Origin of the sequence: Pseudomonas sp. XWY-1 (assembly GCF_002953115.1) — a bacterium.
Taxonomy (GTDB): domain Bacteria; phylum Pseudomonadota; class Gammaproteobacteria; order Pseudomonadales; family Pseudomonadaceae; genus Aquipseudomonas; species Aquipseudomonas alloputida.
This window is the reverse complement of the sequence record NZ_CP026332.1, coordinates 3,985,195-4,009,334: the sequence shown is the minus strand read 5'-3', so window position 1 is coordinate 4,009,334 and position 24,140 is coordinate 3,985,195. Positions and strand designations below refer to the sequence as shown.

Annotated in this window: 22 protein-coding genes; 18 read left to right on the top strand and 4 right to left on the bottom strand. The window is 63.5% G+C overall.

The annotated features are described in order from the left end of the window. Positions 1 to 19 precede the first annotated feature (19 nt). The 9 genes from PRJ_RS18615 (at position 20) to PRJ_RS18575 (ending at position 10,536) form a co-directional block, all read left to right on the top strand. On the top strand, positions 20 to 1,366 hold the full coding sequence (locus PRJ_RS18615) for a glutamine synthetase family protein (RefSeq protein WP_104962187.1): 1,347 nt from the start codon (positions 20 to 22) through the stop codon (positions 1,364 to 1,366). 84 nt (positions 1,367 to 1,450) lie between these two features. Then, positions 1,451 to 2,224, top strand: a complete 774-nt coding sequence (locus PRJ_RS18610) for a gamma-glutamyl-gamma-aminobutyrate hydrolase family protein (RefSeq protein ID WP_104962186.1) — start codon at positions 1,451 to 1,453, stop codon at positions 2,222 to 2,224. Between the two features lie 69 nt (positions 2,225 to 2,293). Continuing rightward, the gene (locus tag PRJ_RS18605; protein WP_014591751.1) at positions 2,294 to 3,652 is read left to right on the top strand and encodes an aspartate aminotransferase family protein; all 1,359 of its coding nucleotides are present in this window, start codon (positions 2,294 to 2,296) and stop codon (positions 3,650 to 3,652) included. Positions 3,653 to 3,825: 173 nt separating this feature from the next. Continuing rightward, on the top strand, positions 3,826 to 4,380 hold the full coding sequence (locus PRJ_RS18600; protein WP_104962185.1) for a helix-turn-helix domain-containing protein: 555 nt from the start codon (positions 3,826 to 3,828) through the stop codon (positions 4,378 to 4,380). A gap of 123 nt (positions 4,381 to 4,503) precedes the next feature. After that, positions 4,504 to 5,019 carry a ProQ/FinO family protein gene (locus PRJ_RS18595; RefSeq protein ID WP_064493514.1) on the top strand — a complete coding sequence of 172 codons (516 nt, stop codon included), beginning with the start codon at positions 4,504 to 4,506 and terminating at the stop codon, positions 5,017 to 5,019. Between the two features lie 402 nt (positions 5,020 to 5,421). After that, positions 5,422 to 5,904 carry a formate dehydrogenase subunit gamma gene (locus tag PRJ_RS18590; RefSeq protein WP_012053129.1) on the top strand — a complete coding sequence of 161 codons (483 nt, stop codon included), beginning with the start codon at positions 5,422 to 5,424 and terminating at the stop codon, positions 5,902 to 5,904. Next, a complete protein-coding gene (locus tag PRJ_RS18585) occupies positions 5,898 to 7,457 on the top strand; it encodes an NADH-quinone oxidoreductase subunit NuoF (protein WP_014591748.1) in 1,560 nt (519 codons plus the stop codon). The genes PRJ_RS18590 and PRJ_RS18585 overlap by 7 nt, the downstream gene beginning before the upstream one ends. Continuing rightward, on the top strand, positions 7,454 to 10,336 hold the full coding sequence (gene fdhF / locus PRJ_RS18580; protein WP_104962184.1) for a formate dehydrogenase subunit alpha: 2,883 nt from the start codon (positions 7,454 to 7,456) through the stop codon (positions 10,334 to 10,336). Before PRJ_RS18585 ends, fdhF begins: the two co-directional genes overlap by 4 nt. Continuing rightward, a complete protein-coding gene (locus PRJ_RS18575) occupies positions 10,333 to 10,536 on the top strand; it encodes a formate dehydrogenase subunit delta (RefSeq protein ID WP_010953171.1) in 204 nt (67 codons plus the stop codon). Before fdhF ends, PRJ_RS18575 begins: the two co-directional genes overlap by 4 nt. A 113-nt stretch (positions 10,537 to 10,649) precedes the next feature. On the opposite strand, the gene PRJ_RS18570 is transcribed toward PRJ_RS18575, so the two are convergent. Continuing rightward, on the bottom strand, positions 10,650 to 11,513 hold the full coding sequence (locus PRJ_RS18570; protein WP_010953172.1) for a universal stress protein: 864 nt from the start codon (positions 11,511 to 11,513) through the stop codon (positions 10,650 to 10,652). A 154-nt stretch (positions 11,514 to 11,667) separates the two neighbouring features. Between PRJ_RS18570 and PRJ_RS18565 the strand changes: the two genes are divergently transcribed. Beyond that, on the top strand, positions 11,668 to 12,285 hold the full coding sequence (locus tag PRJ_RS18565) for a tRNA-(ms[2]io[6]A)-hydroxylase (protein ID WP_003248869.1): 618 nt from the start codon (positions 11,668 to 11,670) through the stop codon (positions 12,283 to 12,285). A 22-nt stretch (positions 12,286 to 12,307) separates the two neighbouring features. On the opposite strand, the gene PRJ_RS18560 is transcribed toward PRJ_RS18565, so the two are convergent. Next, positions 12,308 to 12,733 (bottom strand): YqjD family protein, encoded by a 426-nt coding sequence (locus PRJ_RS18560; RefSeq protein WP_223843500.1) that lies wholly within the window; start codon positions 12,731 to 12,733, stop codon positions 12,308 to 12,310. Positions 12,734 to 12,755: 22 nt separating this feature from the next. Between PRJ_RS18560 and PRJ_RS18555 the strand changes: the two genes are divergently transcribed. Then, the gene (locus PRJ_RS18555) at positions 12,756 to 13,019 is read left to right on the top strand and encodes a hypothetical protein (RefSeq protein ID WP_003248880.1); all 264 of its coding nucleotides are present in this window, start codon (positions 12,756 to 12,758) and stop codon (positions 13,017 to 13,019) included. 20 nt (positions 13,020 to 13,039) lie between these two features. Here the strand turns inward: PRJ_RS18555 and PRJ_RS18550 are convergent, their stop codons facing one another. Then, positions 13,040 to 13,519 (bottom strand): LEA type 2 family protein, encoded by a 480-nt coding sequence (locus tag PRJ_RS18550; RefSeq protein ID WP_020192401.1) that lies wholly within the window; start codon positions 13,517 to 13,519, stop codon positions 13,040 to 13,042. 131 nt (positions 13,520 to 13,650) lie between these two features. Here PRJ_RS18550 and PRJ_RS18545 point away from each other — a divergent pair, with 131 nt between their 5' ends. Both PRJ_RS18545 and PRJ_RS18540 read left to right on the top strand, forming a co-directional pair. Continuing rightward, positions 13,651 to 14,775, top strand: a complete 1,125-nt coding sequence (locus tag PRJ_RS18545; RefSeq protein WP_104962183.1) for a sigma-70 family RNA polymerase sigma factor — start codon at positions 13,651 to 13,653, stop codon at positions 14,773 to 14,775. Positions 14,776 to 15,002: 227 nt separating this feature from the next. Continuing rightward, positions 15,003 to 17,429, top strand: a complete 2,427-nt coding sequence (locus PRJ_RS18540) for a TonB-dependent receptor (RefSeq protein WP_104962182.1) — start codon at positions 15,003 to 15,005, stop codon at positions 17,427 to 17,429. Between the two features lie 770 nt (positions 17,430 to 18,199). Here the strand turns inward: PRJ_RS18540 and PRJ_RS18525 are convergent. Continuing rightward, positions 18,200 to 19,090: a LysR family transcriptional regulator gene (locus PRJ_RS18525; protein WP_104962179.1), complete on the bottom strand. Its 891-nt coding sequence runs from the start codon at positions 19,088 to 19,090 to the stop codon at positions 18,200 to 18,202. 102 nt (positions 19,091 to 19,192) lie between these two features. Here PRJ_RS18525 and PRJ_RS18520 point away from each other — a divergent pair, with 102 nt between their 5' ends. From PRJ_RS18520 to zapE, 5 genes are all read left to right on the top strand, one after another. After that, positions 19,193 to 20,272, top strand: coding sequence for an extracellular solute-binding protein (locus tag PRJ_RS18520; RefSeq protein WP_064491662.1), 1,080 nt, complete (start codon positions 19,193 to 19,195; stop codon positions 20,270 to 20,272). A 25-nt stretch (positions 20,273 to 20,297) separates the two neighbouring features. After that, entirely contained in the window at positions 20,298 to 21,263 is a 966-nt protein-coding gene (gene speB / locus PRJ_RS18515; protein WP_004576768.1) for an agmatinase, read from the top strand. A 234-nt stretch (positions 21,264 to 21,497) separates the two neighbouring features. Next, complete coding sequence (locus tag PRJ_RS18510) at positions 21,498 to 21,815, top strand: hypothetical protein (protein WP_010953180.1); 318 nt, start codon at positions 21,498 to 21,500, stop codon at positions 21,813 to 21,815. Positions 21,816 to 21,837: 22 nt separating this feature from the next. Next, positions 21,838 to 22,983: a PQQ-dependent sugar dehydrogenase gene (locus PRJ_RS18505; RefSeq protein ID WP_104962178.1), complete on the top strand. Its 1,146-nt coding sequence runs from the start codon at positions 21,838 to 21,840 to the stop codon at positions 22,981 to 22,983. A 41-nt stretch (positions 22,984 to 23,024) separates the two neighbouring features. Then, positions 23,025 to 24,131, top strand: coding sequence for a cell division protein ZapE (gene zapE, locus PRJ_RS18500; RefSeq protein WP_010953182.1), 1,107 nt, complete (start codon positions 23,025 to 23,027; stop codon positions 24,129 to 24,131). The last annotated feature ends 9 nt before the right edge of the window (positions 24,132 to 24,140 follow it).

The window sequence follows — 24,140 nt, the reverse complement described above, 5'->3', positions numbered from 1 at the left end:
ACCTCACAAGGATAAGAAGATGAGTGTCATCTTTCCGGATCTGCTGGCTGAAGTGCGCTCGTTCCGAGCAGAACACCCGGCAGTTCGCTATGTCGACCTGATTGCGCTGGACATCCCCGGGCACTTCTACGGCAAGCGCTACCCCATGGACATGCTGGAAAAAGTCGCAGCCGGTGCGCCTCTGAAGCTGCCGCAGAACTGCGTGCTGCTGGGTACCCAGGGCGGCCTTTACCCGATTGGTGACTATTGCTTCGCCGACGGCGACCCGGATGCTGCCCGGCGCCTGGTGCCGGGTACGCTGAAGCCGGTGCGCTGGGAAAAGGAAGTGATCGCCCAGATGCTGATCACGTCCGACGGCACTGCAAAGCCGATCGAATTCGAGCCTCGTGAAGTGCTGGCGCGTGTGCTTCAGCGTCTGGCCAAGCGTGGCATCCGCCCGGTGGTGGCGTTTGAACTGGAGTTCTACCTGTTCGACCGCAAGCTTGATAACGGCCTGCCACAGTACCCACGTGACACGGCAACCGAGGATGAAGACGATCAGCCGAACATGCACATCGAGCGGTTGTCGCGCTTTTCGTCGGTCCTGCACGAGATGGTCGATGGCGCCAACGAGCAGGGCGTGCCGGCGAACGTCATCACCGCAGAGCTGGGCCCAGGCCAGTTCGAGATCAACTTCTCCCACAGCGACGATGCCCTCAGTGCGGCGGACTGGTCGGCACTGTTCTGCCGCAGTACCCGCGGTATCGCGATGAAGCATGGCTACCGTGCCAGCTTCATGAGCAAACCCTACCTGGACGCGCCAGGCAGCGGCATGCATGTGCACGTCAGCCTGTACGACGCCGCCGGCAATAACATCCTGGCGGGAAGCGAACAGCGCAAGCTGCGCCATGCGGTGGCAGGCTGCCTGGAACTGCTGCCGCATTGCATGCCGATCTTTGCCCCCAACCACAATGCCTACCGACGTTATGGCGCCATGGTCAACGCGGCGAGCAAGGCCAGCTGGGGTTTCGAAGACCGTGACGCGTGCATCCGCATCCCCGAGTCCGACCCGCGCAACCTGCGCATCGAGCACCGCCTCGCTGGTGCCGACGCCAATCCGTATCTGGTACTGGCGGCCATTTTGACCGGGATGGAGCATGGCCTGGATCGCGGCGTGGAGCCCATCGCCCCGCTGAACGAAAACCGCCAGAGCGGCATCGACTTCCCCAAGGATGCCCTCAGCGCCTTGGCCGCCATGCGTCATCACCCGGTGGTCAACCAAGGCCTGGGCAGCGAGTTCGTGATGGTCTATTGCGAAAACAAATACCAGGAGCAACTGGACTTCATGCACCACATCGATGCCCGCGAATACCGCTGGTTCCTGTAGGTGCCGAGGTTGGAACAGCGACGCTGCACCCTCCCTTTCTACCGTTTCAATACAACGCGCAATATGGATTTGCCGGAGGAAGATATGCCACGTGTGCCCGTGATCGGCATTACCGCATGCACCAGCATGATTGAGCTGCATGCAACCCAGACCATCAGCGAGAAGTACGCGCGCGCGGCAGCCAAGGCGGCGTGTGGGCTGCCCATCGTCATTCCCAGCCTCGGTGAGTTGATGGACAGCGCCGATATTCTCGACGTGGTGGATGGGCTGATCTTCACCGGTTCGCCGTCCAACATCGAGCCGTACCACTACAACGGCCCGGCCAGTGCTGCGGGCACCCATCACGACCCTCTGCGCGATGCCAGCACGTTGCCGCTGATGCGCGCCGCCATCGCCGCCGGCGTACCGGTACTCGGCATTTGCCGTGGCTTCCAGGAAATGAACGTGGCGTTGGGTGGCACCCTGCATCAGAAGGTCCACGAGACCGGCATGTTCATGGACCACCGCGAAGGCAAGGATGAGCCCCTCGACAAGCAATACGGGCCGCGCCACACCCTGCATGTAGAGCCTGGCGGCATGCTCGACCGCATGGGTTTGCCGGCGATATTCGACGTCAATTCCATCCACGGCCAAGGCATCGACGTACTGGCCCCCGGGCTGAGGGTGGAGGCGCTGGCACCCGATGGCCTGGTGGAAGCGATTTCGGTAGAGAGCAGCAAGGGCTTTGCCCTGGGCGTGCAATGGCACCCCGAGTTCCAGGTCATGGATAACCCCCATTACCTGGCCATCTTCCAGTCCTTTGGCAAGGCCTGCCGGCACCGCTCGGTATTGCGCCAGAGGCTGTTGCTGTCTGCCTGAGCAGCCACCTTTCCCACCTGTAGAAAATACCCTCGCAGCGCGGCTGCGCAACTTGATGGAGTGAAGTCAATGAGTGAACAGAATTCGCAGACCCTTGCCTGGCAAACCATGAGCCGCGACCATCACCTGGCCCCGTTCAGCGATGTCAGGCAACTGGCCGAGAAAGGCCCGCGCATCATCACCTCGGCCAAGGGTGTGTACCTGTGGGACAGCGAGGGCAACAAGATTCTCGATGGCATGGCCGGCCTGTGGTGCGTGGCGGTCGGCTATGGTCGCGATGAGCTGGCCGAGGTCGCCAGCCAGCAGATGAAGCAGTTGCCTTACTACAACCTGTTCTTCCAGACCGCGCACCCGCCTGCGCTGGAGCTGGCCAAGGCGATCGCCGAGGTGGCCCCGCAAGGCATGAACCACGTGTTCTTCACCGGCTCCGGCTCCGAAGGCAACGACACCGTGCTGCGCATGGTCCGCCATTACTGGGCACTGAAGGGCCAGAAGAACAAGAAGGTCATCATTGGCCGCATCAACGGCTACCACGGCTCTACCGTGGCGGGCGCGGCCTTGGGCGGCATGAGTGGCATGCACCAGCAGGGCGGGGTGATCCCGGATGTCGTGCACATCCCGCAGCCATACTGGTTCGGCGAAGGCGGCGACATGACCGAGGCCGACTTCGGCGTTTGGGCGGCCGAGCAACTGGAGAAGAAGATCCTCGAAGTTGGCGTGGACAACGTTGCTGCCTTCATCGCCGAGCCGATCCAGGGCGCCGGTGGCGTGATCATTCCACCGCAGACCTATTGGCCGAAGATCAAGGAAATCCTGGCCAGGTACGACATCCTCTTCGTCGCCGACGAAGTGATCTGTGGGTTCGGCCGTACCGGTGAGTGGTTCGGCACCGATTACTACGACCTCAAGCCTGACCTGATGACCATCGCCAAGGGCCTGACCTCCGGTTACATCCCCATGGGCGGGGTGATTGTGCGTGACGAGGTGGCCAAGGTCATCAGCGAAGGCGGCGACTTCAACCACGGCTTCACCTATTCCGGCCACCCTGTAGCGGCGGCGGTGGGCCTGGAGAACCTGCGGATCCTGCGTGACGAGCAGATCATCCAGCAGGTGCACGATAAAACCGCGCCTTATCTGCAACAACGCCTGCGCGAACTGGCCGACCACCCGCTGGTAGGCGAAGTGCGCGGCCTGGGCATGCTCGGTGCGATCGAGTTGGTGAAAGACAAGGCCACCCGTGCCCGTCATGAAGGCAAAGGTGTCGGCATGATCTGTCGCCAGCACTGCTTCGACAACGGCCTGATCATGCGCGCTGTAGGCGACACCATGATCATCGCGCCACCGCTGGTGATCAGTATCGAAGAGATCGACGAACTGGTGGAGAAAGCCCGCAAGTGCCTGGACCTGACCTATGAGGCTGTTCGGTAGCGGCAGAAGCTGTTCTCAGCACCTGTGAGATCGAGCACCGCTTGCGCGGTGCTCGATCGGTGCCGCAATCGTACATTTCACGTCAGGCACCACCCGCAAAGCATTTTGCTTTGTGAAATGAATCCTGTACTTTTCTGGGCATCCATTTCCCGTCTGAAAGTCGCGATTCAACCATGAAAGTGCACGAAGAAATCGAAGGCCTGGCAGTACTGATTCGCGACCTGCGCAAGTTCAAGGGCCTGACTCTGGGCGAGCTGGCACAGCGCATTGGCCGTTCGGTGGGTTTTCTGTCCCAGGTCGAACGCGGCGTATCACGCCCGACCGTGGCCGATCTCACAGCCATCAGTGAAGAGCTCGGTGTATCCACAGCCTACTTCTACAAGCTGGAAAACCCCCGTGAACTCGACTGGGTGACCCGCCCGCACGAGCGTCGCACGCTGCACCTGGCGGGTGGTATCACCGATGTGCTGGCATCGCCCTCGATAACGGGCGCGTTTTCCATGCTCGACAGCCATTTGCAGCCGGGGGCCAGCAGTGGCGAGGAGTACCTGGACGACAGCTCGGAGCAGGGTTGCTTCGTGCTCGAAGGCGAACTGACGGTGTGGTTGGGCGATGCTGAGCCGGTCACGCTGCACGCCAATGACAGTTTTCAGTTGCAACCCCACGCCCGTTTCCGTTACGCCAACCTGACCGACAAGCCCACACGTGTGCTTTGGGTGTTCAGCTGAGGGCCGTCGCACGGGCATGCGCGTTGTGCTTCGGCTAGCCGGGAAAGTTGGCCTGCAAGCAATGTGCAGGCTGCATGGGGTATCCTTGCACCACGCAATCAACTTCGAAGCAGTGAATGAACAATGGGTTTTGAACAACTAGCTGAGCTACGAGACCGCCTGCGGGCGGAAAAAGGGCAGGTAAAGGCCGATAGCGCGAAACCGCCCAAGCGCAAGTCGCCCCCGCAGGCGAAGCCGCGTGAGATGGACCCGGCGGTGGCAGCGATCTGGCCACTGCAGAAGCATTTTCCCTTGGCTTTCCCGGTCAACCCGGCCCCCAAGGTGCCGCTCAAGGAGGGCATTTTCAAGGATGCCGAGCAACACCTGGAGCTGCTTGGGTTGACCCGCGAACAGCTCAAGCTGGGCATTTCCACGTGGTGCCGGGGCGCTCGATACTGGGCGAGCATGGTGGAGAATGCACCGCGCCTTGACCTGAATGGACAGGCCGCAGGTACTGTGACCGCCGCTCAGGCGCTGCATGCCAAGCAGCAAGCTGCGCGGCAACGCAGCCAGGACCGACGCAATCGTGCGAAGTCAAAGGCCCAGGCCCAGGCTCCGGCCCCCGCCGCCGACACCGCAACGGTGCAGTCTACCGACTGAGCTCAGTCGCGTTCTGCCCCGTAGCCATGCTGGATGGCAGCCCATTGCCGGGGCTGCCGTCTGGCAGGCCCGGCAATGGACCAGGTTCGGTTTCGAGGGCCTGGTGCATGCAACGATGGTTTCAAGACCCACCTGATCGGCAAGCCGTGGCAGATGATGCCGGGGCGTAATCACGTGCGTCGGTTTCAGAATGCGCCTGGTCGCTCGCATACAACCCCTCGGCGCTACAAGTGCCATGCTAGCAGGATGCCCAAGGGTCAGTGCGCGCAGACGTGCGGCCGTGGGCGAGGAGGCCACCCGTACCATGCAACTGTGACGTGGACGGTGCGCCGCAGCAGAACACGCCGGAAACCTGCCCTTTAAAAACAATCAGGCAGGGTCCGTGATGCCGAGGTCCGCTGTATGCCTGATGAATTGCTCCACCTGCCTGTAATCCAGCGCATTCTGGCCCGCGACAAGGACACCCCCGGTGCCCTGTTGCCGATCCTGCATGCCGTCCAGCACGAGATAGGTTACATCCCCGATGCCTCGGTCCCCGAAATCGCCCATGCCCTGAACCTCAGCCTGGCTGAGGTACGTGGGGTAATCAGCTTTTATCACGACTTCCGCACCGCGCCGCCCGCGCGCCACACCCTGCGCCTGTGCCGTGCCGAGTCGTGCCAGAGCCGTGGCGCCGAAGCCCTGGCCGCGCAATTGCGTGAACAGTTGGCACTAGACGATCACGGCACCAGCGCCGACGGCGCCATCAGCCTGCGCCCTGTTTATTGCCTGGGGGCCTGTGCCTGCTCGCCAGCGCTGGAGCTGGACGGCCAGGTGCACGCGCGCCTCACCCCTGAGCGCCTGCGGGACTTGGTCAACGGTTGCCGGGAGGACTCAGCATGCTGAAGCTGTATATTCCCTGTGATTCGGTAGCCCGTGCCGTGGGTGCCGACCAGGTTGCCGAGGCCCTGCTGCGCGAGGCCGAGCGCCGCCAGTTGCCGCTGGACATCCAGCGCACCAGCTCGCGCGGGCTTTACTGGCTGGAGCCGCTGATCGAGTGCGACAGTGCGCAAGGGCGCCTGGGTTTCGGCCCGATTACGCCACAGGATGTGCCGTCACTGCTTGATGCCCTGGCGGGCGAACCCGGTGGCCACTCGCTGGCATTGGGGCCGGTCGAAGAAATACCCTATCTCAAGACCCAGCAACGCTTGCTGTTCGCTCGCGCTGGCATCACCCGCCCATTGTCGCTGGATGACTATCGTGCCAACGGCGGTTTCGCAGGCCTGGAGGCCGCTGTGGCGCTGGACGGTGCCGAAGTGGTTGCCGCAGTACTCGACTCCGGCCTGCGTGGCCGTGGTGGTGCGGCGTTCCCGGCCGGCATCAAGTGGCGCACCGTGCGTGATGCTGGCGCCGGGCAGAAGTACGTGGTGTGCAACGCCGACGAGGGTGACTCGGGCACGTTCGCTGATCGCATGCTGATGGAAGGCGACCCCTTCCTGCTGATCGAGGGCATGATCATTGCCGGCCTCGCCGTGGGTGCCGACAAGGGCTATATCTATGTGCGCTCGGAGTATCCCGATGCCATCCGGGTACTCGACCAGGCCTTCGCCATCGCACGTGACGCTGGCTACCTGGGTGCTGACGTAGCCGGCAGCGGCCAGGCGTTCGACCTGGAGGTGCGGGTGGGCGCCGGCGCCTATATTTGCGGCGAAGAAACCGCGCTGCTCGAATCCATCGAAGGCAAGCGTGGCATCGTCCGCGCCAAGCCACCGCTGCCTGCGCTGCAAGGGCTGTTCGGCCTGCCGACGCTGGTGCACAACGTGCTTACCCTGGCTTCGGTGCCCATCATTCTGGCCAAGGGTGCAGCGTTCTATCGCGATTTCGGCATGGGCCGCTCGCTGGGCACCATGCCGTTCCAACTGGCCGGCAACATTCGCCAGGGTGGCCTGGTCGAGCGCGCGTTCGGCCTGACCCTGCGCGAGCTGGTGGAAGGCTATGGCGGTGGCACGGCCAGTGGCCGGCCGCTGAAGGCCGCGCAGGTCGGTGGCCCGCTCGGTGCCTGGGTACCTCCCAGCCATTTCGACACCCCATTGGACTATGAAGCGTTTGCTGCCGTGGGCGCGATGCTCGGCCACGGCGGTGTGGTGGTGGCCGACGATACGTTGAACATGGCCAGCATGGCGCGTTTCGCCCTGCAGTTCTGTGCCGAGGAGTCCTGCGGCAAGTGCACCCCGTGCCGTATCGGTTCCACCCGGGGCATGGAAGTGGTCGACCGGCTGATCGCCAGCAGCGACATCACCGAGCGCCATGACCAGGCGCTGTTGCTGCGCGACCTGTGCGACACCCTGCAGTACGGTTCGCTGTGCGCCATGGGCGGTATGACTGCCTATCCGGTGGCCAGCGCGCTCAAGTACTTCCCCGCCGATTTTGGGCTGACCACCACGGAGGCCGCACAGTGATCAATTTCTTCGACCCCGCTTCTGATAAAAGCAGCGACCTCGGCACCCCGGCCCGCGAAAGCGACGTGCAGGTCAGCCTAAGCATCGACGGCCGCGCCATCAGCGTGCCTGCTGGCACCTCGGTCATGCGCGCCGCCGCCATGCTGGGCACCAGCATCCCCAAACTGTGCGCCACCGACAGCCTCGAAGCCTTCGGCTCCTGCCGCATGTGCATGGTGGAAATCGAAGGCATGCGCGGCTACCCGGCATCCTGCACCACGCCAGTCAGCGAAGGCATGGTGGTGCGCACCGAAACCCCGCGCCTGGCCGGCCTGCGCCGCAACGTGATGGAGCTGTACATTTCCGACCACCCGCTGGACTGCCTGACCTGTTCGGCCAACGGTAATTGCGAGCTGCAGACCGTCGCCGGCCAGGTGGGCCTGCGTGAGGTGCGCTACGGCTATGACGGCGCCAACCACCTGGACGAGAAAAAAGACGTTTCCAACCCGTATTTCGACTACGAGCCGAGCAAGTGCATCGTCTGCAGCCGCTGTGTGCGCGCCTGCGAGGACATCCAGGGTACGTTCGCCCTGACCATTACCGGGCGCGGTTTCGAATCGCGGGTGGCGGCCGCGGGGGGCGAAAACTTCCTGGCTTCCGAATGCGTGTCGTGCGGCGCCTGCGTGCAGGCCTGTCCGACCGCGACCCTGACGGAAAAGAGCCTGGTGCAGCTTGGCCAGCCTGAGCGTTCGGTCATTACCACCTGCGCCTACTGCGGCGTTGGCTGCTCGTTCCGCGCCGAAATCAAGGGTGACCAGCTGGTGCGCATGGTCCCGGACAAGAACGGTGGCGCCAACCACGGCCACGCCTGCGTCAAGGGCCGCTTTGCCTGGGGCTACGCCACCCACCCGGACCGCATCACCAAACCGATGATCCGCAAGCGCCTGGAAGACCCGTGGCAGGAAGTCAGCTTGGACGAGGCCGTGACCTATGCTGCCAGCGAGTTCCGCCGCATCCAGCTCAAATACGGGCGCGACTCCATCGGCGGTATCACCTCCAGCCGCTGTACCAACGAAGAAGCCTACCTGGTGCAGAAGCTGGTGCGCACGGCCTTCGGTAACAACAACGTCGACACCTGCGCACGGGTATGCCATTCGCCCACCGGTTATGGCCTGAAGCAGACCCTGGGTGAGTCAGCCGGCACGCAAAGCTTCGACTCGGTGATGCAGGCCGACGTTGTGCTGGTGATTGGCGCCAACCCCACCGATGCGCACCCGGTGTTCGGCTCGCAACTCAAGCGCCGCCTGCGCCAAGGGGCGCGGCTGATCGTGATCGACCCACGGCGCATCGACCTGGTCGACTCGCCGCACGCCCGCGCCGACCTGCACCTGCAACTGCGCCCGGGCACCAACGTGGCCATGCTCAACGCCCTGGCCCACGTGATCGTTACCGAGGGCCTGCTGGCCCAAAGCTTCATCGATGCCCGCTGCGAAACCGAAGACTTCGCCCGTTGGCGCGACTTCGTCAGCCTGCCAGACAACGCCCCCGAGGTGCTCGGCCCGGTTTGTGGCGTGCCCGCCGAGCAGATCCGCGCTGCGGCCCGGCTGTATGCCACCGGCGGCAACGCGGCCATCTACTACGGCCTGGGGGTGACCGAGCACAGCCAAGGCAGTACCGCAGTGATGGGCATCGCCAACCTGGCCATGGCCACTGGCAACATCGGCCGTGAAGGGGTAGGGGTGAACCCGCTGCGCGGGCAGAACAACGTGCAGGGCTCGTGCGACATGGGCTCGTTCCCCCACGAGCTGCCCGGCTACCGGCATGTCTCCAACGAGGGCGTGCGCGCCGAGTTCGAACAGGCCTGGGGCGTGACCTTGCAGCCTGACCCGGGTCTGCGCATTCCCAACATGTTCGAGGCAGCGCTGGATGGCAGCTTCAAGGCGCTGTACTGCCAGGGTGAGGACATCGCCCAGAGCGACCCCAACACCCAGCACGTCACCGCGGCCTTGCTGGCCATGGAGTGCGTGGTGGTGCAGGACATCTTCCTCAACGAAACTGCCAAGTTCGCTCATGTGTTCCTGCCGGGCAGTTCCTTCCTGGAAAAGGACGGCACCTTCACCAACGCCGAGCGGCGAATTTCGCGGGTGCGCAAGGTCATGGAGCCGCTGGCCGGCAAGGCCGACTGGGAAGCTACCGTGGCCCTGGCCAACGCCCTAGGCTACCCGATGAACTACCGCCATCCTTCCGAGATCATGGACGAGATCGCCCGCCTGACGCCGACCTTCCGTCGTGTCAGCTACGCTGAACTCGACCGCCATGGCAGCCTGCAGTGGCCGTGCAACGACGCTGCCCCAGACGGCACGCCGACCATGCACATCGACCAGTTCGTGCGTGGCAAGGGGCGCTTCATGCTCACCGGCTACGTGCCCACCGACGAAAAGGTCAACAACCGCTACCCGTTGCTGCTGACCACCGGGCGCATTCTCAGCCAGTACAACGTCGGCGCCCAGACCCGGCGTACCGGCAACGTCGCCTGGCATGACGCCGACCGCCTGGAGATCCACCCGACCGACGCTGAAAGCCGTGGCATCCACGACGGTGACTGGGTCGGTATCGGCAGCCGCGCCGGGCAGACTGTGCTGCATGCCAAGGTCAGTACGCGGGTGGCGCCGGGAGTGGTGTACACCACCTTCCACTTCCCGGAGTCGGGTGCCAACGTGATCACCACCGACAACTCCGACTGGGCCACCAACTGCCCCGAGTACAAGGTGACGGCAGTGGAAGTGGTGAAAGTGTTCCAGCCATCGCAATGGCAAAAGCGCTATCAGGACTTCAGTGATGAACAGCAGCGGCTGCTGAAAGAGCGCCGCACTGCGGAGAAAGCCGAGGTTCGCCGATGAGCAGCGAAAACCTGGTCAAGATGGCCAACCAGATTGCCCATTACTTCGACAGCGAACCAGACCGGGCGCTGGCGGTGCAAGGGGTGCGGCAGCATTTGCAGAGCTTCTGGACGCCGGCGATGCGCCGGCAGCTGGCGGAATGGAGCGAGGCCCATGCGGGGGAAGGGCTTGACCCGAAGGTGCGGGAGGCGTTGGTCTAGACTCCCGGGCGGCAACGGAACCTTGGGGCGGGTTTGCCGGCGAATGTGGCGTTGAAATCAATGACGCATTCGCGGGTGAACCCGCTCCTACAAGGGGCCTGCATATTGCCTACTCAGCCGCGGGCCAGCTCCGCCAGGTGGGCGATGGCTTCCTCGCTCTTGAGCACCAGCACATCACCCTGCAGCGCATCCAGCACCACTTCCGAGGTATTACCAATCAACGCCCCGGAAATGCCCGTGCGGCACACCGTGCCCATCACCGTCACCACGGCATCGAGCTTCTGTTCGGTATGTGGAATCAACACATCCGCCGGCCCTTCGGCCACATGCAGGCATTCTTCCCTGATGCCGTACTCAGCCTGGAACGCGCTGCACGCTTCACGGTAGCGCTTTTCGATCGTATCGCTCAGCTGGAACGCCGGGTCCGACGCTGACAGCATCGGCGACGGGTGGGCACTGATGACGTGCAGTTCTCCCTTGGCCAGTTTGGCAATCTCGAAGCCGTGGTCGATGATGCTGGCATGCAGGCGGCGGTGGTCTTCGTCCTGGTTGCCCACGTCCACCGCCGCCAGGATCTTGCCCCCGGTCCATGGCCGCTCGCTCTTGACCATCAGCACGGCACACGGGCATTGGCGCAGCAGCTTCCAGTCGCTGGGGGTGAGCAGGGCCTTTTTCAGCGGGTTGTCCGGGCGGTGGTCCTTGATCACCAGTTCGCAGCCTTCGGCCTGCTGTACATGGATGATGGTGTCGTGCAGGTTGTCGCGCCAGCCCTCTTCATGGGTGACATTGTCGAAGCCGTCATCATGCAACTGGCTGCTCAGCAGGCTCAGCAGCGCACTGTGATCATGCCGTTTGTCGCACATCAGCAAGTGCAGGCGCGCGCCGGTGATGCCGGCAATCAGCTTGGCCCGTGTAAGCGCCCGGCTGTGGGCGTGCGCGGGGTCGAGGACGACGAGGATGCTGCGGACGGCTTGCATGGGCGTAAACTCCCTTCGATGATGGCGACCAGTGCCTGACTATAGTCGGCGCTTTACCCTCCAGCGCTTGATGTACATCAAGCATAGTCACTGGCGTCGCCAGCCGCCGCCGGTATAATCGCCGACCCTGCCTGTTCTGTGTGGTTGCACGCTTATGTCCCTGATCCCCGAAATCGACGCCTTTCTTGGCTGCCCGACGCCAGATGCCTGGATCGAAGCGGCGCTCGCCGACCAGGAAACCCTGCTGATCGACCACAAGAACTGCGAGTTCAAGGCCGCCAGCACGGCCTTGAGCCTGATCGCCAAGTACAACACTCACCTGGATCTGATCAACATGATGTCGCGCCTGGCCCGCGAGGAGCTGGTGCACCACGAACAGGTGTTACGCCTCATGAAACGCCGCGGTGTGCCGTTGCGTCCTGTGTCGGCAGGGCGTTATGCGTCGGGGTTGCGCCGGCTGGTGCGCGCCCACGAGCCGGTCAAGCTGGTGGATACGCTGGTGGTGGGGGCGTTCATCGAGGCGCGCAGTTGCGAACGTTTTGCCGCGCTGGTGCCGCATCTGGATGAAGAGCTGGGCCGCTTCTACCACGGACTGCTGAAAAGCGAAGCGCGCCACTACCAGGGCTATCTGAAACTGGCGCACAACTACGGTGATGAAGCGGACATCGCTCGCCGCGTCGAGCTGGTACGCGCGGCGGAAATGGAGCTGATCCAGTCACCAGACCAGGAGCTGCGCTTCCACAGCGGCATCCCGCAGGCTTTGGCCGCCTGATGGGCACCAGGCGGCGCAGGCCTTAATTGCGCCGGCCCAGTAGCAGGCCTACCGCCAGCCCGAGGCCGGCGGAAATGGCAACGGTCTGCCAGGGGTGGCCGCCGATGTAGTCCTGGGTGGCGTCCACCACCGGTTGCGCCTTGCTGCGCACGTTGCTGGCCGCCTGGCGAGCCTGACGAAGTTTCAGGCTTACCTGGGCGCGCAGCGTCTCGGCTTCTTCGCCCACCAGGGCGGCACTGTCGTTCAGCAGTTTTTCCGATTCTTCTATCAGCGATTGCAGTTCGCTGAATACCTGGTCCTTGATCTGATCGCTGTCAGCCAGCGTGGCGTTTTTCCGGGCCATGAACTCGTCCTCGTCAATGGGGGTGTGAACAATGGATGCCGCCACGTCGGGAAAGTTGCGGCGGCTTTCCGATGATGGGTTGCCTGGGTGTAAGATAGCGGCCATTTTCAAACCTGCAGGTAACTTCATGAGTTTCAATCTGGCCAACATGAGCTTCGAGGAACGGGCGCAGATCGAGGCAGAGAAGGCCCGGCTGTTCGAGATGTGGCAGAACAACCTGGGCAAAGCCAAGGGCGAAGCCGCCCGGCTGATTGCCGAAAAGCCACGGCGCAAGGGCAAATGGGCCGAGTGGGTGCGCGCCGAACTGGACGGCATGACGCCGCCTGAATACGCCAGCATGGTGCGCAGCGAAGTCAACAAGCTGATGGCCGCAGCCAGCGCCAACCGCTGAGCACACCCGCCCGGCGCTTGTCAGTAGGTGCCCTTGGGCAGGTCCAGCTTGCCTTCATCGGTAAAGCGCACGGTCCCCAGCGGCCCGCCGGCCAGTTTGCCGCGCAGCTTGTAGGGTAGACCCTGCAGCGAATCCAGCTTGCCCAGCCCATAGGCCTGGCGCAGGAAGGAAAATGCCGTGATGCTTACCGGCACCACGATCACCGCTTCGTCGTAGCGGCCAATATGCCCCTGCTGGTCACTGACCCCAGCGGCCAGCGGCTGGCCGTTCACTTCCAGGTTCAAGGCGATGCCGTTGTAATCGATCGGCGCCTCATTGGGGTTTTGCACCCGCATTTTCACCGCCATGCGTAGTTCCAGCTCCTGACCGGGCAGTGGTTCGATGCCGATCACGCTGATGTTTACCGGGTCGCGTGGCTGGAACAGCGCACAGGCCCCCAGGCCACAGGCCAGCAGCAGGACCAGGAACAGGCGGGTGTAGCGGTAAAGACGGGCAGTCATGGGCTGTGACCTTGCCGGAATGGAGCTGGCAGTGTGGCAAATGCGCGTCGGCGTTGAAAGTATCGGTTCATATGAAAGATACTGTTTCTCATTAACGCTCGATAACCTCTCTTACTGGCTGTTCCCCAATCATGCTGACTTCACCCATGTCGGGCCTGCTGGCAAGTTTCCAGGAGCACTACGACGACCTGCTGCAGTTTCTGACACGGCGCATGAGCGACCGCCAGCGCGCGGCCGATGTGGCGCAGGAAACCTACCTGAAGCTGGTGAACATCGACGAGCAGGCGGTGCCGGTGTTGCACGCACGCAGTTTCATCTTCCGCGTCGCCGGCAACCTGGCGATTGACGCCTTGCGCCGTGAGCAACGCATCGCCGCCAGCCACGACGACAGCGACGGAGCCTGTGAGGTGGCCTGCCCGGCGCCCGCCCCTGAGGCGGCGTTGCTGGCCCGCGAGCGTTTGCAGATTCTTGACCAGGCGCTGTTGCAGTTGCCCGACAATGCCCGCCAGGCGCTGTTGCTCAACCGTGTCGAGGGCCTGACCCAGAAGCAGGTCGCTCAACGCCTGGGGGTTTCCGAGAGCATGGTGGCAAAGTATATCGGCCAGGCCTTGCGCCATTGCCGCGGCCGGCTGAAGCAGGCGGGTGTGGCGGCTTCGGTGGTGTTGCTGGTCGCCGCCGTGGCGGGTTGGCAGCAAGCCCCGATGCTGCTGGCCGATTACCACACCGCCGTGGGCGAGCGGCAGGTCATTACCCTGACAGATGGCACACGGGTGACGCTGAACAGCGCCAGTGCCTTGAGCGTGGCGTTCAGCGAGCATGAGCGGCGTGTGGTACTCGATGCGGGTGAGGCGTTGTTCGAGACCGCCGATGATTCACGTCCGTTTGTGGTCGAAACGGCCGGTGCGCAGGTGCAGGGCAATGCTGCCACCTTCAGCGTGCAGCGCGATGGCCACGTCGTGTTGGCTCGCGGTGAAGCCAAGGTGGGTGAACATGAACTGGCAGTGGCGGCCGATGCCGGCACGCAGATGGCCTGGCAGCGTGGCAAGCTGATCTTCAACGGCAAGCCGCTGGGGCAGGTGCTGACCGAGCTTGAGCGATACCGGCATGGGCGCATTGTGTTGTCCGACAGCAAGCTGGCTGCGATGGAAGTGAGCGGGGTGTTTGACCTGGATGAACCTGAGGCCCTGTTGCGGACGTTGGAGCAGCGGTATGGCCTGAAGGTGACTTACCTGCCGTGGTTGGCCGTGGTGCATTGATCAGCCTGTGCCGGCCTCTTAGCGGCAAGCCCGTTCCTGCACAGATCGCACAATCTTCAGGCGGGCGCAGTCGTTGTAGGAGCGGGCTTGCCCGCGAAGAGGCCGGACAGAAATAAAAATATTTTCCATTTGGCACTGCAAGTTCCTGCAAGCCAGATCGTCGTAGTGAGACTGATCAGCAACCCATTCTCATTTACGACTTGTCAGGAAGCTCATTCGTGCCTCTGATGCTCAAGCCCTTGCACCGCCGTCGCGGTTCTTTTCACCATGCCTTGATGTCTTGCAGTGCCGTTGCCCTGTTGCTCGGCCCCCTGCACGCAGGGGCCGCGACGACTGCCGAACAGACCCAGATGCAAGCTCGCCAGGTCCAGCTCGACCTGCCAGCCCAACCGCTGGACCAGGCGCTGACCACCTTCGCCGACCAGGCCGGCCTGCACCTGCTGTACACCACAGGCGATGTCGTCGGCCAGGTCAGCCCGGCGTTGCAAGGCAACTACAGTGTCGAGCAGGCCTTGCAGCAGTTGCTGGCCGGCAGCGGCATGAGCTGGCAGTTCAGCGAGGCTCGCACCGTCACCCTGCGCAAGGCCGAGGCCGCGCCGCAGGCGGTCAACCTCAAGCCGATCGAAGTCAGCGTAGCCTCGCGCACCAGCACCGCCATCAGCGAAATCCCCGGGACCGTCTGGGTGGTCGACCAGCAGCAATTGCGCGAGCAGATCGACAGCGGCGTCAGCCTGAAGGAAGCCATCGGCAAGCTGGTGCCGGGCCTTGACCTGGCGCCGGAAGGGCGCACCAATTACGGCCAGAACATGCGTGGGCGCAACGTGCTTGTGATGATCGACGGGGTCAGCCAGAACAGCTCTCGCGGCCTGTCGCGCCAGTTCGACAGCATTTCGCCGTTCAACGTCGAACGCGTCGAAGTACTGTCTGGTGCCAGCGCCATCTACGGCGGTGGCGCCACCGGCGGCATCATCAACATCGTGACCAAGAAGGGCGAGCCTGGCCCGGCGCGCTTCGAGACCCAGTTGGGGGCCAGCAGTGGTTTCAACAACAGCGACGACCTGGCCACCCGCTTCGCCCAGTCCGTCAGCGGTGGTAACGAGCGGGTCAATGCCCGGTTGGGTATTTCCGGTGAGCAGAACGAAGCCTTCTACGATGGTGCTGGCGACCAGATCTTCATCGACAACACCCAGACCGACCTGCAGTACAATCGCACCATCGACGTACTCGGTACCTTGGGCCTGCAACTGAACGACCAGCAGAGCCTCGACCTGTTGGCCCAGTACTACGACTCGGGCAACCACGGCAGCACGGGTATCTACTTCCCCAACCTGAACTACAACGCGCCATCCGACCTGGAAGACGCCGAGCTGCGCAGCGGTTATTCATCGGACCTGGAGCCGCGTACGCGGCGCTTGCTGCTCAACGCCAATTACCACCACACCGACGTGTTGGGCCAGGACTTCTACCTGCAGGCTTCGTACCGGAAGGAAGACGACAACTTCTACCCGTTCCCGTACTACAACCGTGCCACACCCACCGGCTCGCGCGGGGTGTACTTTGCCGCCTCGCAGCAGAACTTCGAAGTCACCAGCCTCAAGGGCCTGTTTGCCAAGCAGTGGGATACGCTGAAGCTGACCTACGGCGTTGACCTGGACCGCGAGCGCTTCAACGCAGAGCAGACCACCTTCAACGCCCAGACCTCGTCCGAGTCGGGTGGCCTGGAACTGGAAAAAGACAGCAAGGCCGCACGCTACCCCAGCTACCGGGTGGATGGTGTGTCGGTGTATGCCCAGCTGGACTGGCATGCCACCGACAACCTGACATTGTCCGGTGGTGCCCGGCGGCAGCAGATGGACGTGGATGTCAGCGACTTCAAGGGTGTGCCAGGTGGCAGTAACGACTATCAGGTCAACCTGTTCAACGTCGGTGCCATCTACGACTTCAAGAACGGCCACCAGGTGTGGAGCAACTATGGCGAAGGCTTCGACCTGCCTGACCCGGCCAAGTACTACGGCAAGCCGGGCCTGAGCGTGGCCGATAACCCGTTGGCCGGCATCAAGAGCCGCCAGGTGGAATTGGGCTGGCGCTATGCCGACCTGGATTGGGATGCGCAGGCAGCGCTGTACTACATCTGGTCGGACAAGATCATCAACGTCGATTCGCAAACGCTGACCATCGACGTGGAAGAGCAGAAAAGCCGCGACTTCGGCTTTGAAGGTGCACTGACCCGGCACTTCCAGACCGGCTGGGAAGCTGGCGGCACATTGCACATGACACGCTCCGAGGAAGAGGCCGAAGACGGCGGCTGGATCAAGCGCGATGCCCGTTATGCCTCGTTGTCCAAGGCCACCGCGTTTGTCGGCTGGAAGGGCGATGGGCGCAGTGCACGCTTGCAGGCCAACCATGCCTTCAGCCTGAAGGACGATGCCGATCACGAGATTGACGGCTACACCACCTTCGACCTGCTGGGCAGCCAGGACACCGGTTTCGGCACCTTCAGTGCCGGTATCCAGAACCTGCTGGACAAGCAGTACAGCACGGTATGGGGACAGCGTGCGACGTTGTTCTATTCGCCGACCTACGGGCCGGCGTATCTGTATGACTACCAGGGGCGTGGGCGGACCTATACGCTGAGCTGGAGCATGGCTTACTGATTGTGGCGGCCTGAACGGGCCTGTTCGCGGAGGCAACGGTGAACGCCTGGTGGAAATTGGCCAGCAGGGCCGGCCCCTTCGCGGGTAAACCCGCTCCTACACGACGGTGCCTGTGCCCAGCCACCGATGCGTGTCCACCCTCGATCCGGCGTAGGAGCGGGTTTACCCGCGAATACGGTAGCGGCGTCAACGGTGAACGCCTGGTGGAAATTGGCCAGCAGGGCCGGCCTCTTCGCGGGTAAACCCGCTCCTACACGACGGTGCCTGTGCCCAGCCACCGATGCGTGTCCACCCCCGATCCGGCGTAGGAGCGGGTTTACCCGCGAATACGGTAGCGGCGGCAACGGTGAATGGCGGGTGGTAATTGGCCAGCAGGGCCGGCCTCTTCGCGGGTAAACCCGCTCCTACACGACGGTGCCTGTGCCCAGCCACCGATGCGTGTCCACCACCGATCAGGCGTAGGAGCCTGCGCCCAACCACCGATGCGTGTCCAGCACCGATCAGGCGTAGGAGCGGGTTTACCCGCGAATACGGTAGCGGCGGCAACGGTGAACGGCGGGTGGAAATTGGCCAGCAGGGCCGGCCTCTTCGCGGGTAAACCCGCTCCTACACGACGGTGCCTGCGCCCAACCACCGATGCGTGTCCACCCTCGATCCGGCGTAGGAGCGGGTTTACCCGCGAATGCGGTAGCGGCGTCAACGGTGAACGCCTGGTGGAGATTGGCCAGCAGGGCCGGCCCTTTCGCGGGTAAACCCGCGAAGGGGCCGGTTCAGGCAAACGCCGCCAGCAAATCCTGCGCAAATACATGGGCTGCCTCGCCAACCCCCTGTGCCCGGTGCCGGGCCAGGGTGAACGGCACCCCAAAATCAAGCTCAGGGTCCAGCGCCCATAACAGCCCCTCGGCCTCCCAGGCCTGTGCACAATGGCATGGCAAGTAGCCAATATGCCGACCAGACAGAATGAACGTCAGCACGCTTTCGATCTGCTCCGCCACTGCCGTGCTGCGTCTGCTCTGGAACGGTTCGCCCCCTTTGAGAAAACGGTACGGATGGCGCACCTGGTCCATGTCCAGCAACCGCTCAAGCCCAACATCCGTTTTGCCATACAGCACATGCCCCCTGCCGCAATACAGCCGCTGTCGTTCTGCGAACAAGGGCTGGTAATCAAAGGCCGCCTGGTTGCCGGAAAAATAGCTGATGGCATAGTCCAGCCGCTGCTCCAGCAACAGCCGTTCCAGCTCCGCCGGCGGTGCACTGACAAGCTCCAGTTGCACCGATTCCTCTCGCCTACGAAATGCCGCAATGGCCGCCGCCAGTTTCAGGCTCACCGCCTTGTCCTGATTTTCCGCCATGCCTATGCGCACAGTCCCCAGCAGCCGCCCGGCAACGCCGTTGGTCTGCTGGCGAAACTGCTCGATGTTCAGCAGCAGCCCACGCGCCGCCTCCAATAGCAATTCACCTTTTTCCGTCAGGCGAAAACCACCCTTGCCGCGGCTGCACAGGCGGTAACCCAAGCGTGCCTCCAGTTGCGCCATGCGCTGGCTGATGGTGGGCTGGCTCAGGCCCAGCACGCCTTGAGCGGCGCTGAAGCCACCTGCCTCGACTACAGTGACGAACAGCCGCAGCAGGTGCAGGTCGGGATCGTGCACTTGTCCGAGCATTACATTGCTCCTGATGAATGTCAGCTTTGCAAACTTGTCATTGGTGCAATGTAACCCGGCTGGCATGCTCGCGGCATCCACCCATTTACCGAGGTGTCCGCCATGCGTCGATCGTTGTGCCTTTTGTCTCTGGTTCTGGCCCTGCCGCTGCAGGCCGAAGAGAAGGTCGTCAACCTCTACAGCTGGGCCGATTACGTCGCCCCGCAAACCCTGCAGCGCTTCGAACAGGAAACGGGCTACAAGGTGCGGTACGACACCTTTGACACCCCCGAAGTGCTGGAAACCAAGCTGTTGACCGGTGGTAGCGGCTACGACGTGGTGGTGCCGTCATCCACCGTGCTGGCCCGGGCGCTCAAGGCCAATGCCCTGCAACCGCTGGACGCTCAGGCCATGCCTGGTTATGGCAACCTCGACAAGGACCTACTGGGCAAACTGGCCGAGGTTGACCCCGGCAACCGCCATGCTGTGCCGTACACCTGGGGCACGCTGGGCCTTGGGGTAAATGTGGAGGCAGTACGCCAGCGCCTTGGCGATGTACCGCTGGACAGCCTCGACCTGTTGTTCAAGCCCGAGTACGCCACCCGCCTGAAGGGTTGCGGCATCGCTTTGCCTGACTCGCCCCAGGAGGTGATCGGCGTAGCCCTGAATTACCTGGGCAAGGACCCTTACAGCCAGAACAAGGATGACCTGGCTGCCGCGCAGAACCTGCTCAGCCAGTTGCAGCCGTCGATCAGCTACGTTGCCAACGGCCGGCAGATCAACGACCTGGCCAATGGCAGCGTGTGCCTGGCGTTGACCTACAACGGTGATGCCGCGATGGCCGCCGACCAGGCCCGTCGTGCCGGCAAGCCGTTCGAGGTGATCTACCGCATCCCCCGTGAAGGCACGCTGGTATGGCAGGACAACCTGGTCATCCCCAAGGACGCCCCGCACCCCGAGGCCGCACGGGCGTTCATCGCCTTCATGCTCAAGCCAGAGTCGGTGGCAGCGCTGACCAACACGCTGTTCTTCGCCAATGCCAATCAGGCTGCCACGCCGCTGGTGGACGAAGCGGTGCGCAACGACCCGGATATCTATCCGTCGGCCGAGGTGCGTCAGCGCCTGTATGCCGACCGCAGCATGGCCTTGGCCGACCTGCGCCAACGCAACCGTCTGTGGACCGCCTTCCGCAGCCGGCAGTAGCCCATGACAATCAAGGAGCCCGACCGTGGACCAAGCCGCAAGCAATGACCAGGCCATGACCCGCGATAGCCTGTATGGTACCGCCGCAGAAAGCACCTACGCCGGTGTTGTCAGTTTCTCCCGCCGCCGCTACAGCCGCGACTTGCGCGGTGTGGATGTGGTGGTCAGCGGTGTGCCGTTCGACACGGCCACCAGTAACCGCCCCGGCGCGCGCTTCGGCCCGCGGGCGATCCGTGCGGCCTCGGTCCAGCAGGCCTGGGCCCGCCATTGGCCGTGGGCGTTCGACCCGTTCGACCACCTGGCGGTGATCGACTATGGCGACTGCCCCTTCGACAGCGGCACGCCGCAGTCGGTACCGGACAGCATCGAGGCCCATGCCGAGCACATTCTGCAGGCGGGTTGCGCCATGCTCACCCTCGGTGGCGACCACTTCATCAGCTACCCGCTGCTCAAGGCTCACGCCCGCCGCCATGGCCCGCTGGCGCTGATCCATTTCGATGCGCACAGTGACACCTGGCCGGACGAGGCGGGCAAGCGCATCGACCACGGCACCATGTTCTGGCATGCCGCCCGCGAAGGCCTGGTTGACCCCGCCCACTCGGTGCAGATTGGCCTGCGCACGACCAATGACGACAGCCAGGGCTTTGCCATTCTCGACGCCAGGCAAGTGCACCGCCAGGGCACAGAGGCGGTGATTGCAGCGATTCGCCAGCGGGTGGGCGAGCGGCCGGTGTACCTGACCTTCGACATCGACTGCCTCGACCCGGCCTACGCGCCCGGTACCGGAACGCCGGTGTGTGGCGGGCTGAGCACGGTGCAGGCGCTGGAGATTCTGGGTGGGCTGCGTGGCATCAACCTGGTAGGCATGGACTTGGTGGAAGTGGCGCCAGCCTATGACCATGCCGATATCACCGCCTTGGCCGGGGCAACCCTGGCCATGGAGATGCTGTGCCTGTATGCGGCGCGGCACAAGGTGGACAACGGCCAGTAGATTTTTGTGGCCATTCGCGGGCAAGCCCGCTCCCACACGTGTCTCACAGGGCCAGAAATCTGTGGGTGACCGTGGGAGCGGGCGCGCCCGCGAATGGCTGCAAAGCAGCCCTCCGCGGCCCATACTGAAACATCAGGAATCATCTCCACCCGCATTCACACTTTTGCCGCGAACCCCTCGCGCCTTAGGCTATCAAACCCACCAGGCGCGGCATTTTCGTACAGGAGGTGAAGCATGACCCCGACATTGCCTATCCTGGCCCTCGGCCTGGCCTTGTGCCTGCCCGCGCACGCGGCTGCGCAGCAGCCCGTGCAACGTGCTGCCGGCAACAACAACCCTTACAACAGCCCGATCCAGCGGGCCAACCCCAACAGCCGTCAAGGCAGCATGCCGGCTGCGCCACCGGTACGTGGCCCGTCCACCGACCCGTACCAGCGCCCACCCACCCTGGACAACCGCGGCATCGGTAACGGCGACAACCTGCGTCGTCAGCAGCAAACCCCGAACCTGGAACCCACCCGGCCACCGCGCGACAACCCACGTGCGCCTTAAGCCCACTTGAAAGGAATCCGGCATGCTTCGAGCACCCTGGCTAGCCACCCTGACCGCCGCCGCGCTACTGCCACTGTGGGCGCATGCGGCGGCCGAACAGCGGTTCCCCAGCGAAGAAGGTACCTTGATCGTCGACACGCTTGCCGATGGCCTGCGCAACCCCTGGGCCCTGGCCTTCCTGCCCGGTGGCAAGGACATGCTGGTGACCGAGCGCGCCGGCAACCTGCGGCTGGTCAATGCCGAAGGCAAGGTTGGCCCGTCGATCAGCGGTGTACCCAAGGTCTGGGCCGAAGGCCAGGGCGGCTTGCTGGATGTGGCGCTGTCACCGGAGTTCGGCAAGGACCGCACCGTCTACCTGTCCTACGCCGAGGAGGGCAGTGACGGCAAGGCCGGTACTGCAGTCGGCCGCGGGCAGCTGTCCGAAGACCGCGCCCGGCTGGAAAATTTCACCGTGATCTTCCGCCAGCAGCCCAAGCTGTCGGTGGGTAACCACTTCGGCTCGCGGCTGGTGTTCGACCGCGACGGCTACCTGTTCATCGCCCTGGGCGAGAACAACCAACGTCCCACTGCCCAGGACCTGGACAAGTTGCAAGGCAAGGTCGTGCGTATTCTGCCGGACGGCGAAGTGCCCAAAGACAACCCCTTCGTCGGCAAGGACAACGTGCGTCCGGAGATCTGGTCGTACGGCCACCGTAATCAGCAAGGCGCCGCGCTCAACCCCTGGACCGGTCAACTGTGGACCCACGAACACGGCCCGCGCGGTGGTGATGAAATCAACATCCCAAAGCCTGGCAAGAACTATGGTTGGCCGATTGCGACCCACGGCATCAACTACTCGCTGCTGCCAATCCCCGAGGCCAAGGGCGAGCATGTGGACGGCATGGTCGACCCGCACCATGTCTGGGAAAAGTCACCGGGTATCAGCGGTATGGCGTTCTACGACAGCCCAACGTTCAAGGCCTGGGACCACAATCTGTTCATGGGGGCGCTGGCCACTCAGGAATTGATCCGCTTGCAACTGGAGGGCGACAAGGTGGTGCACGAAGAACGGTTGCTCGGTGACCTGAAGGCGCGTATCCGTGATGTGCGGGTGGGGCCGGATGGTTACCTGTATGTACTGACCGATGACAAGGACGGTGCGCTACTCAAGGTCGGCCTGGCCGACTGACGCGCGCCTGCACCGAGGGTGACAGTCGGGTAGAATGCGGCATGGCCCTCGACCCCCAAACCCTCTACCAGCAAGCCCTGAGCACTCGGGGCTACGTCGCTGACCCCGCCCAGGCCCGCGTCGTCGAGGCCTTGCAAGCCTGCTTCCAGTCCCTCGAGCAGGGTCGCCCCACCCAGGGCCTCTACCTCTGGGGCCCGGTCGGGCGCGGCAAGACCTGGCTGATGGACCAGTTCCACCAGTGTCTGCGCATACCGAGCCGGCGCCAGCACTTTCATCACTTCATGGCCTGGGTGCATCAACGCCTGTTTCAGCTCAACGGCACCGCCGACCCGCTGCTCGCCCTGGCGGGGGAGCTGGCGCGGCAGATCCGCGTGCTGTGCTTCGATGAATTGTTCGTCAGCGACATCGGTGATGCGATCATCCTCGGCCGCTTGTTCCAGGTATTGTTCGATCAGGGTGTGGTGATCGTCGCCACCTCCAACCAGCCACCCGAGCAGCTCTACCGCGATGGTTTCAACCGCGAGCGGTTCCTGCCTGCCATCGCCGCCATCGGTCGTCACATGCAGGTCCTGCCGGTAGCGGGCGAGCAGGATCACCGTCTGCACCCTGGTGAAGCGCGGCAGCGCTATTGGGTAGCCGAGGCGGGGCAGGCCAGCCAGTTGGGCGAGGTGTTTCGCCAGCTCAGCCCGGAAGATGCCGGCACTGATCAGCCCTTGGGTATTGGCTCAAGGCACATTCACGTCGTGCGGCGCAGTGAGCAGGCTATCTGGTGTCGTTTCACCGATCTGTGCGATCAACCTTTGGCGGCCATGGAGTTCATGGCCTTGTGCGACCGTTTTCCCTCGATTCTGGTATCCGGCATTCCGGCGCTGGGCGGGGAGCAGCGGGCGGGGCGTATTGCCCGTGGCACCGAAGATGGCGCGGCGAGGGTAGTGGCGGGCGACCGTGAACTGCCTGCGCTGTCGCCCAAGGACGATGCGGTTCGCCGCTTCATTGCCCTGGTCGACGAATGCTATGACCGCCGGGTGGCGTTGTACCTGGAGGCACAGGTGCCGCTCGATGCCCTCTACACTCAAGGGTATCTGGCGTTCCCGTACCAGCGCACCCTGAGCCGGCTACGGGAGATGCAACTGCAACGCTTCGCCTGAAAAGGAGCC

Excerpts from the sequence above, each read along its gene's own strand:
- PRJ_RS18615 (WP_104962187.1), top strand. The coding sequence starts at position 20 with ATGAGTGTCATCTTTCCGGATCTGCTGGCTGAAGTGCGCTCGTTCCGA.
- PRJ_RS18610 (WP_104962186.1), top strand. The coding sequence starts at position 1,451 with ATGCCACGTGTGCCCGTGATCGGCATTACCGCATGCACCAGCATGATT.
- PRJ_RS18605 (WP_014591751.1), top strand. The coding sequence starts at position 2,294 with ATGAGTGAACAGAATTCGCAGACCCTTGCCTGGCAAACCATGAGCCGC.
- PRJ_RS18600 (WP_104962185.1), top strand. The coding sequence starts at position 3,826 with ATGAAAGTGCACGAAGAAATCGAAGGCCTGGCAGTACTGATTCGCGAC.
- PRJ_RS18595 (WP_064493514.1), top strand. The coding sequence starts at position 4,504 with ATGGGTTTTGAACAACTAGCTGAGCTACGAGACCGCCTGCGGGCGGAA.
- PRJ_RS18590 (WP_012053129.1), top strand. The coding sequence starts at position 5,422 with ATGCCTGATGAATTGCTCCACCTGCCTGTAATCCAGCGCATTCTGGCC.
- PRJ_RS18585 (WP_014591748.1), top strand. The coding sequence starts at position 5,898 with ATGCTGAAGCTGTATATTCCCTGTGATTCGGTAGCCCGTGCCGTGGGT.
- PRJ_RS18575 (WP_010953171.1), top strand. The coding sequence starts at position 10,333 with ATGAGCAGCGAAAACCTGGTCAAGATGGCCAACCAGATTGCCCATTAC.
- PRJ_RS18570 (WP_010953172.1), bottom strand. The coding sequence starts at position 11,513 with ATGCAAGCCGTCCGCAGCATCCTCGTCGTCCTCGACCCCGCGCACGCC.
- PRJ_RS18565 (WP_003248869.1), top strand. The coding sequence starts at position 11,668 with ATGTCCCTGATCCCCGAAATCGACGCCTTTCTTGGCTGCCCGACGCCA.
- PRJ_RS18560 (WP_223843500.1), bottom strand. The coding sequence starts at position 12,733 with ATGGCCGCTATCTTACACCCAGGCAACCCATCATCGGAAAGCCGCCGC.
- PRJ_RS18555 (WP_003248880.1), top strand. The coding sequence starts at position 12,756 with ATGAGTTTCAATCTGGCCAACATGAGCTTCGAGGAACGGGCGCAGATC.
- PRJ_RS18550 (WP_020192401.1), bottom strand. The coding sequence starts at position 13,519 with ATGACTGCCCGTCTTTACCGCTACACCCGCCTGTTCCTGGTCCTGCTG.
- PRJ_RS18545 (WP_104962183.1), top strand. The coding sequence starts at position 13,651 with ATGCTGACTTCACCCATGTCGGGCCTGCTGGCAAGTTTCCAGGAGCAC.
- PRJ_RS18540 (WP_104962182.1), top strand. The coding sequence starts at position 15,003 with ATGCTCAAGCCCTTGCACCGCCGTCGCGGTTCTTTTCACCATGCCTTG.
- PRJ_RS18525 (WP_104962179.1), bottom strand. The coding sequence starts at position 19,090 with ATGCTCGGACAAGTGCACGATCCCGACCTGCACCTGCTGCGGCTGTTC.
- PRJ_RS18520 (WP_064491662.1), top strand. The coding sequence starts at position 19,193 with ATGCGTCGATCGTTGTGCCTTTTGTCTCTGGTTCTGGCCCTGCCGCTG.
- PRJ_RS18510 (WP_010953180.1), top strand. The coding sequence starts at position 21,498 with ATGACCCCGACATTGCCTATCCTGGCCCTCGGCCTGGCCTTGTGCCTG.
- PRJ_RS18505 (WP_104962178.1), top strand. The coding sequence starts at position 21,838 with ATGCTTCGAGCACCCTGGCTAGCCACCCTGACCGCCGCCGCGCTACTG.
- zapE (WP_010953182.1), top strand. The coding sequence starts at position 23,025 with ATGGCCCTCGACCCCCAAACCCTCTACCAGCAAGCCCTGAGCACTCGG.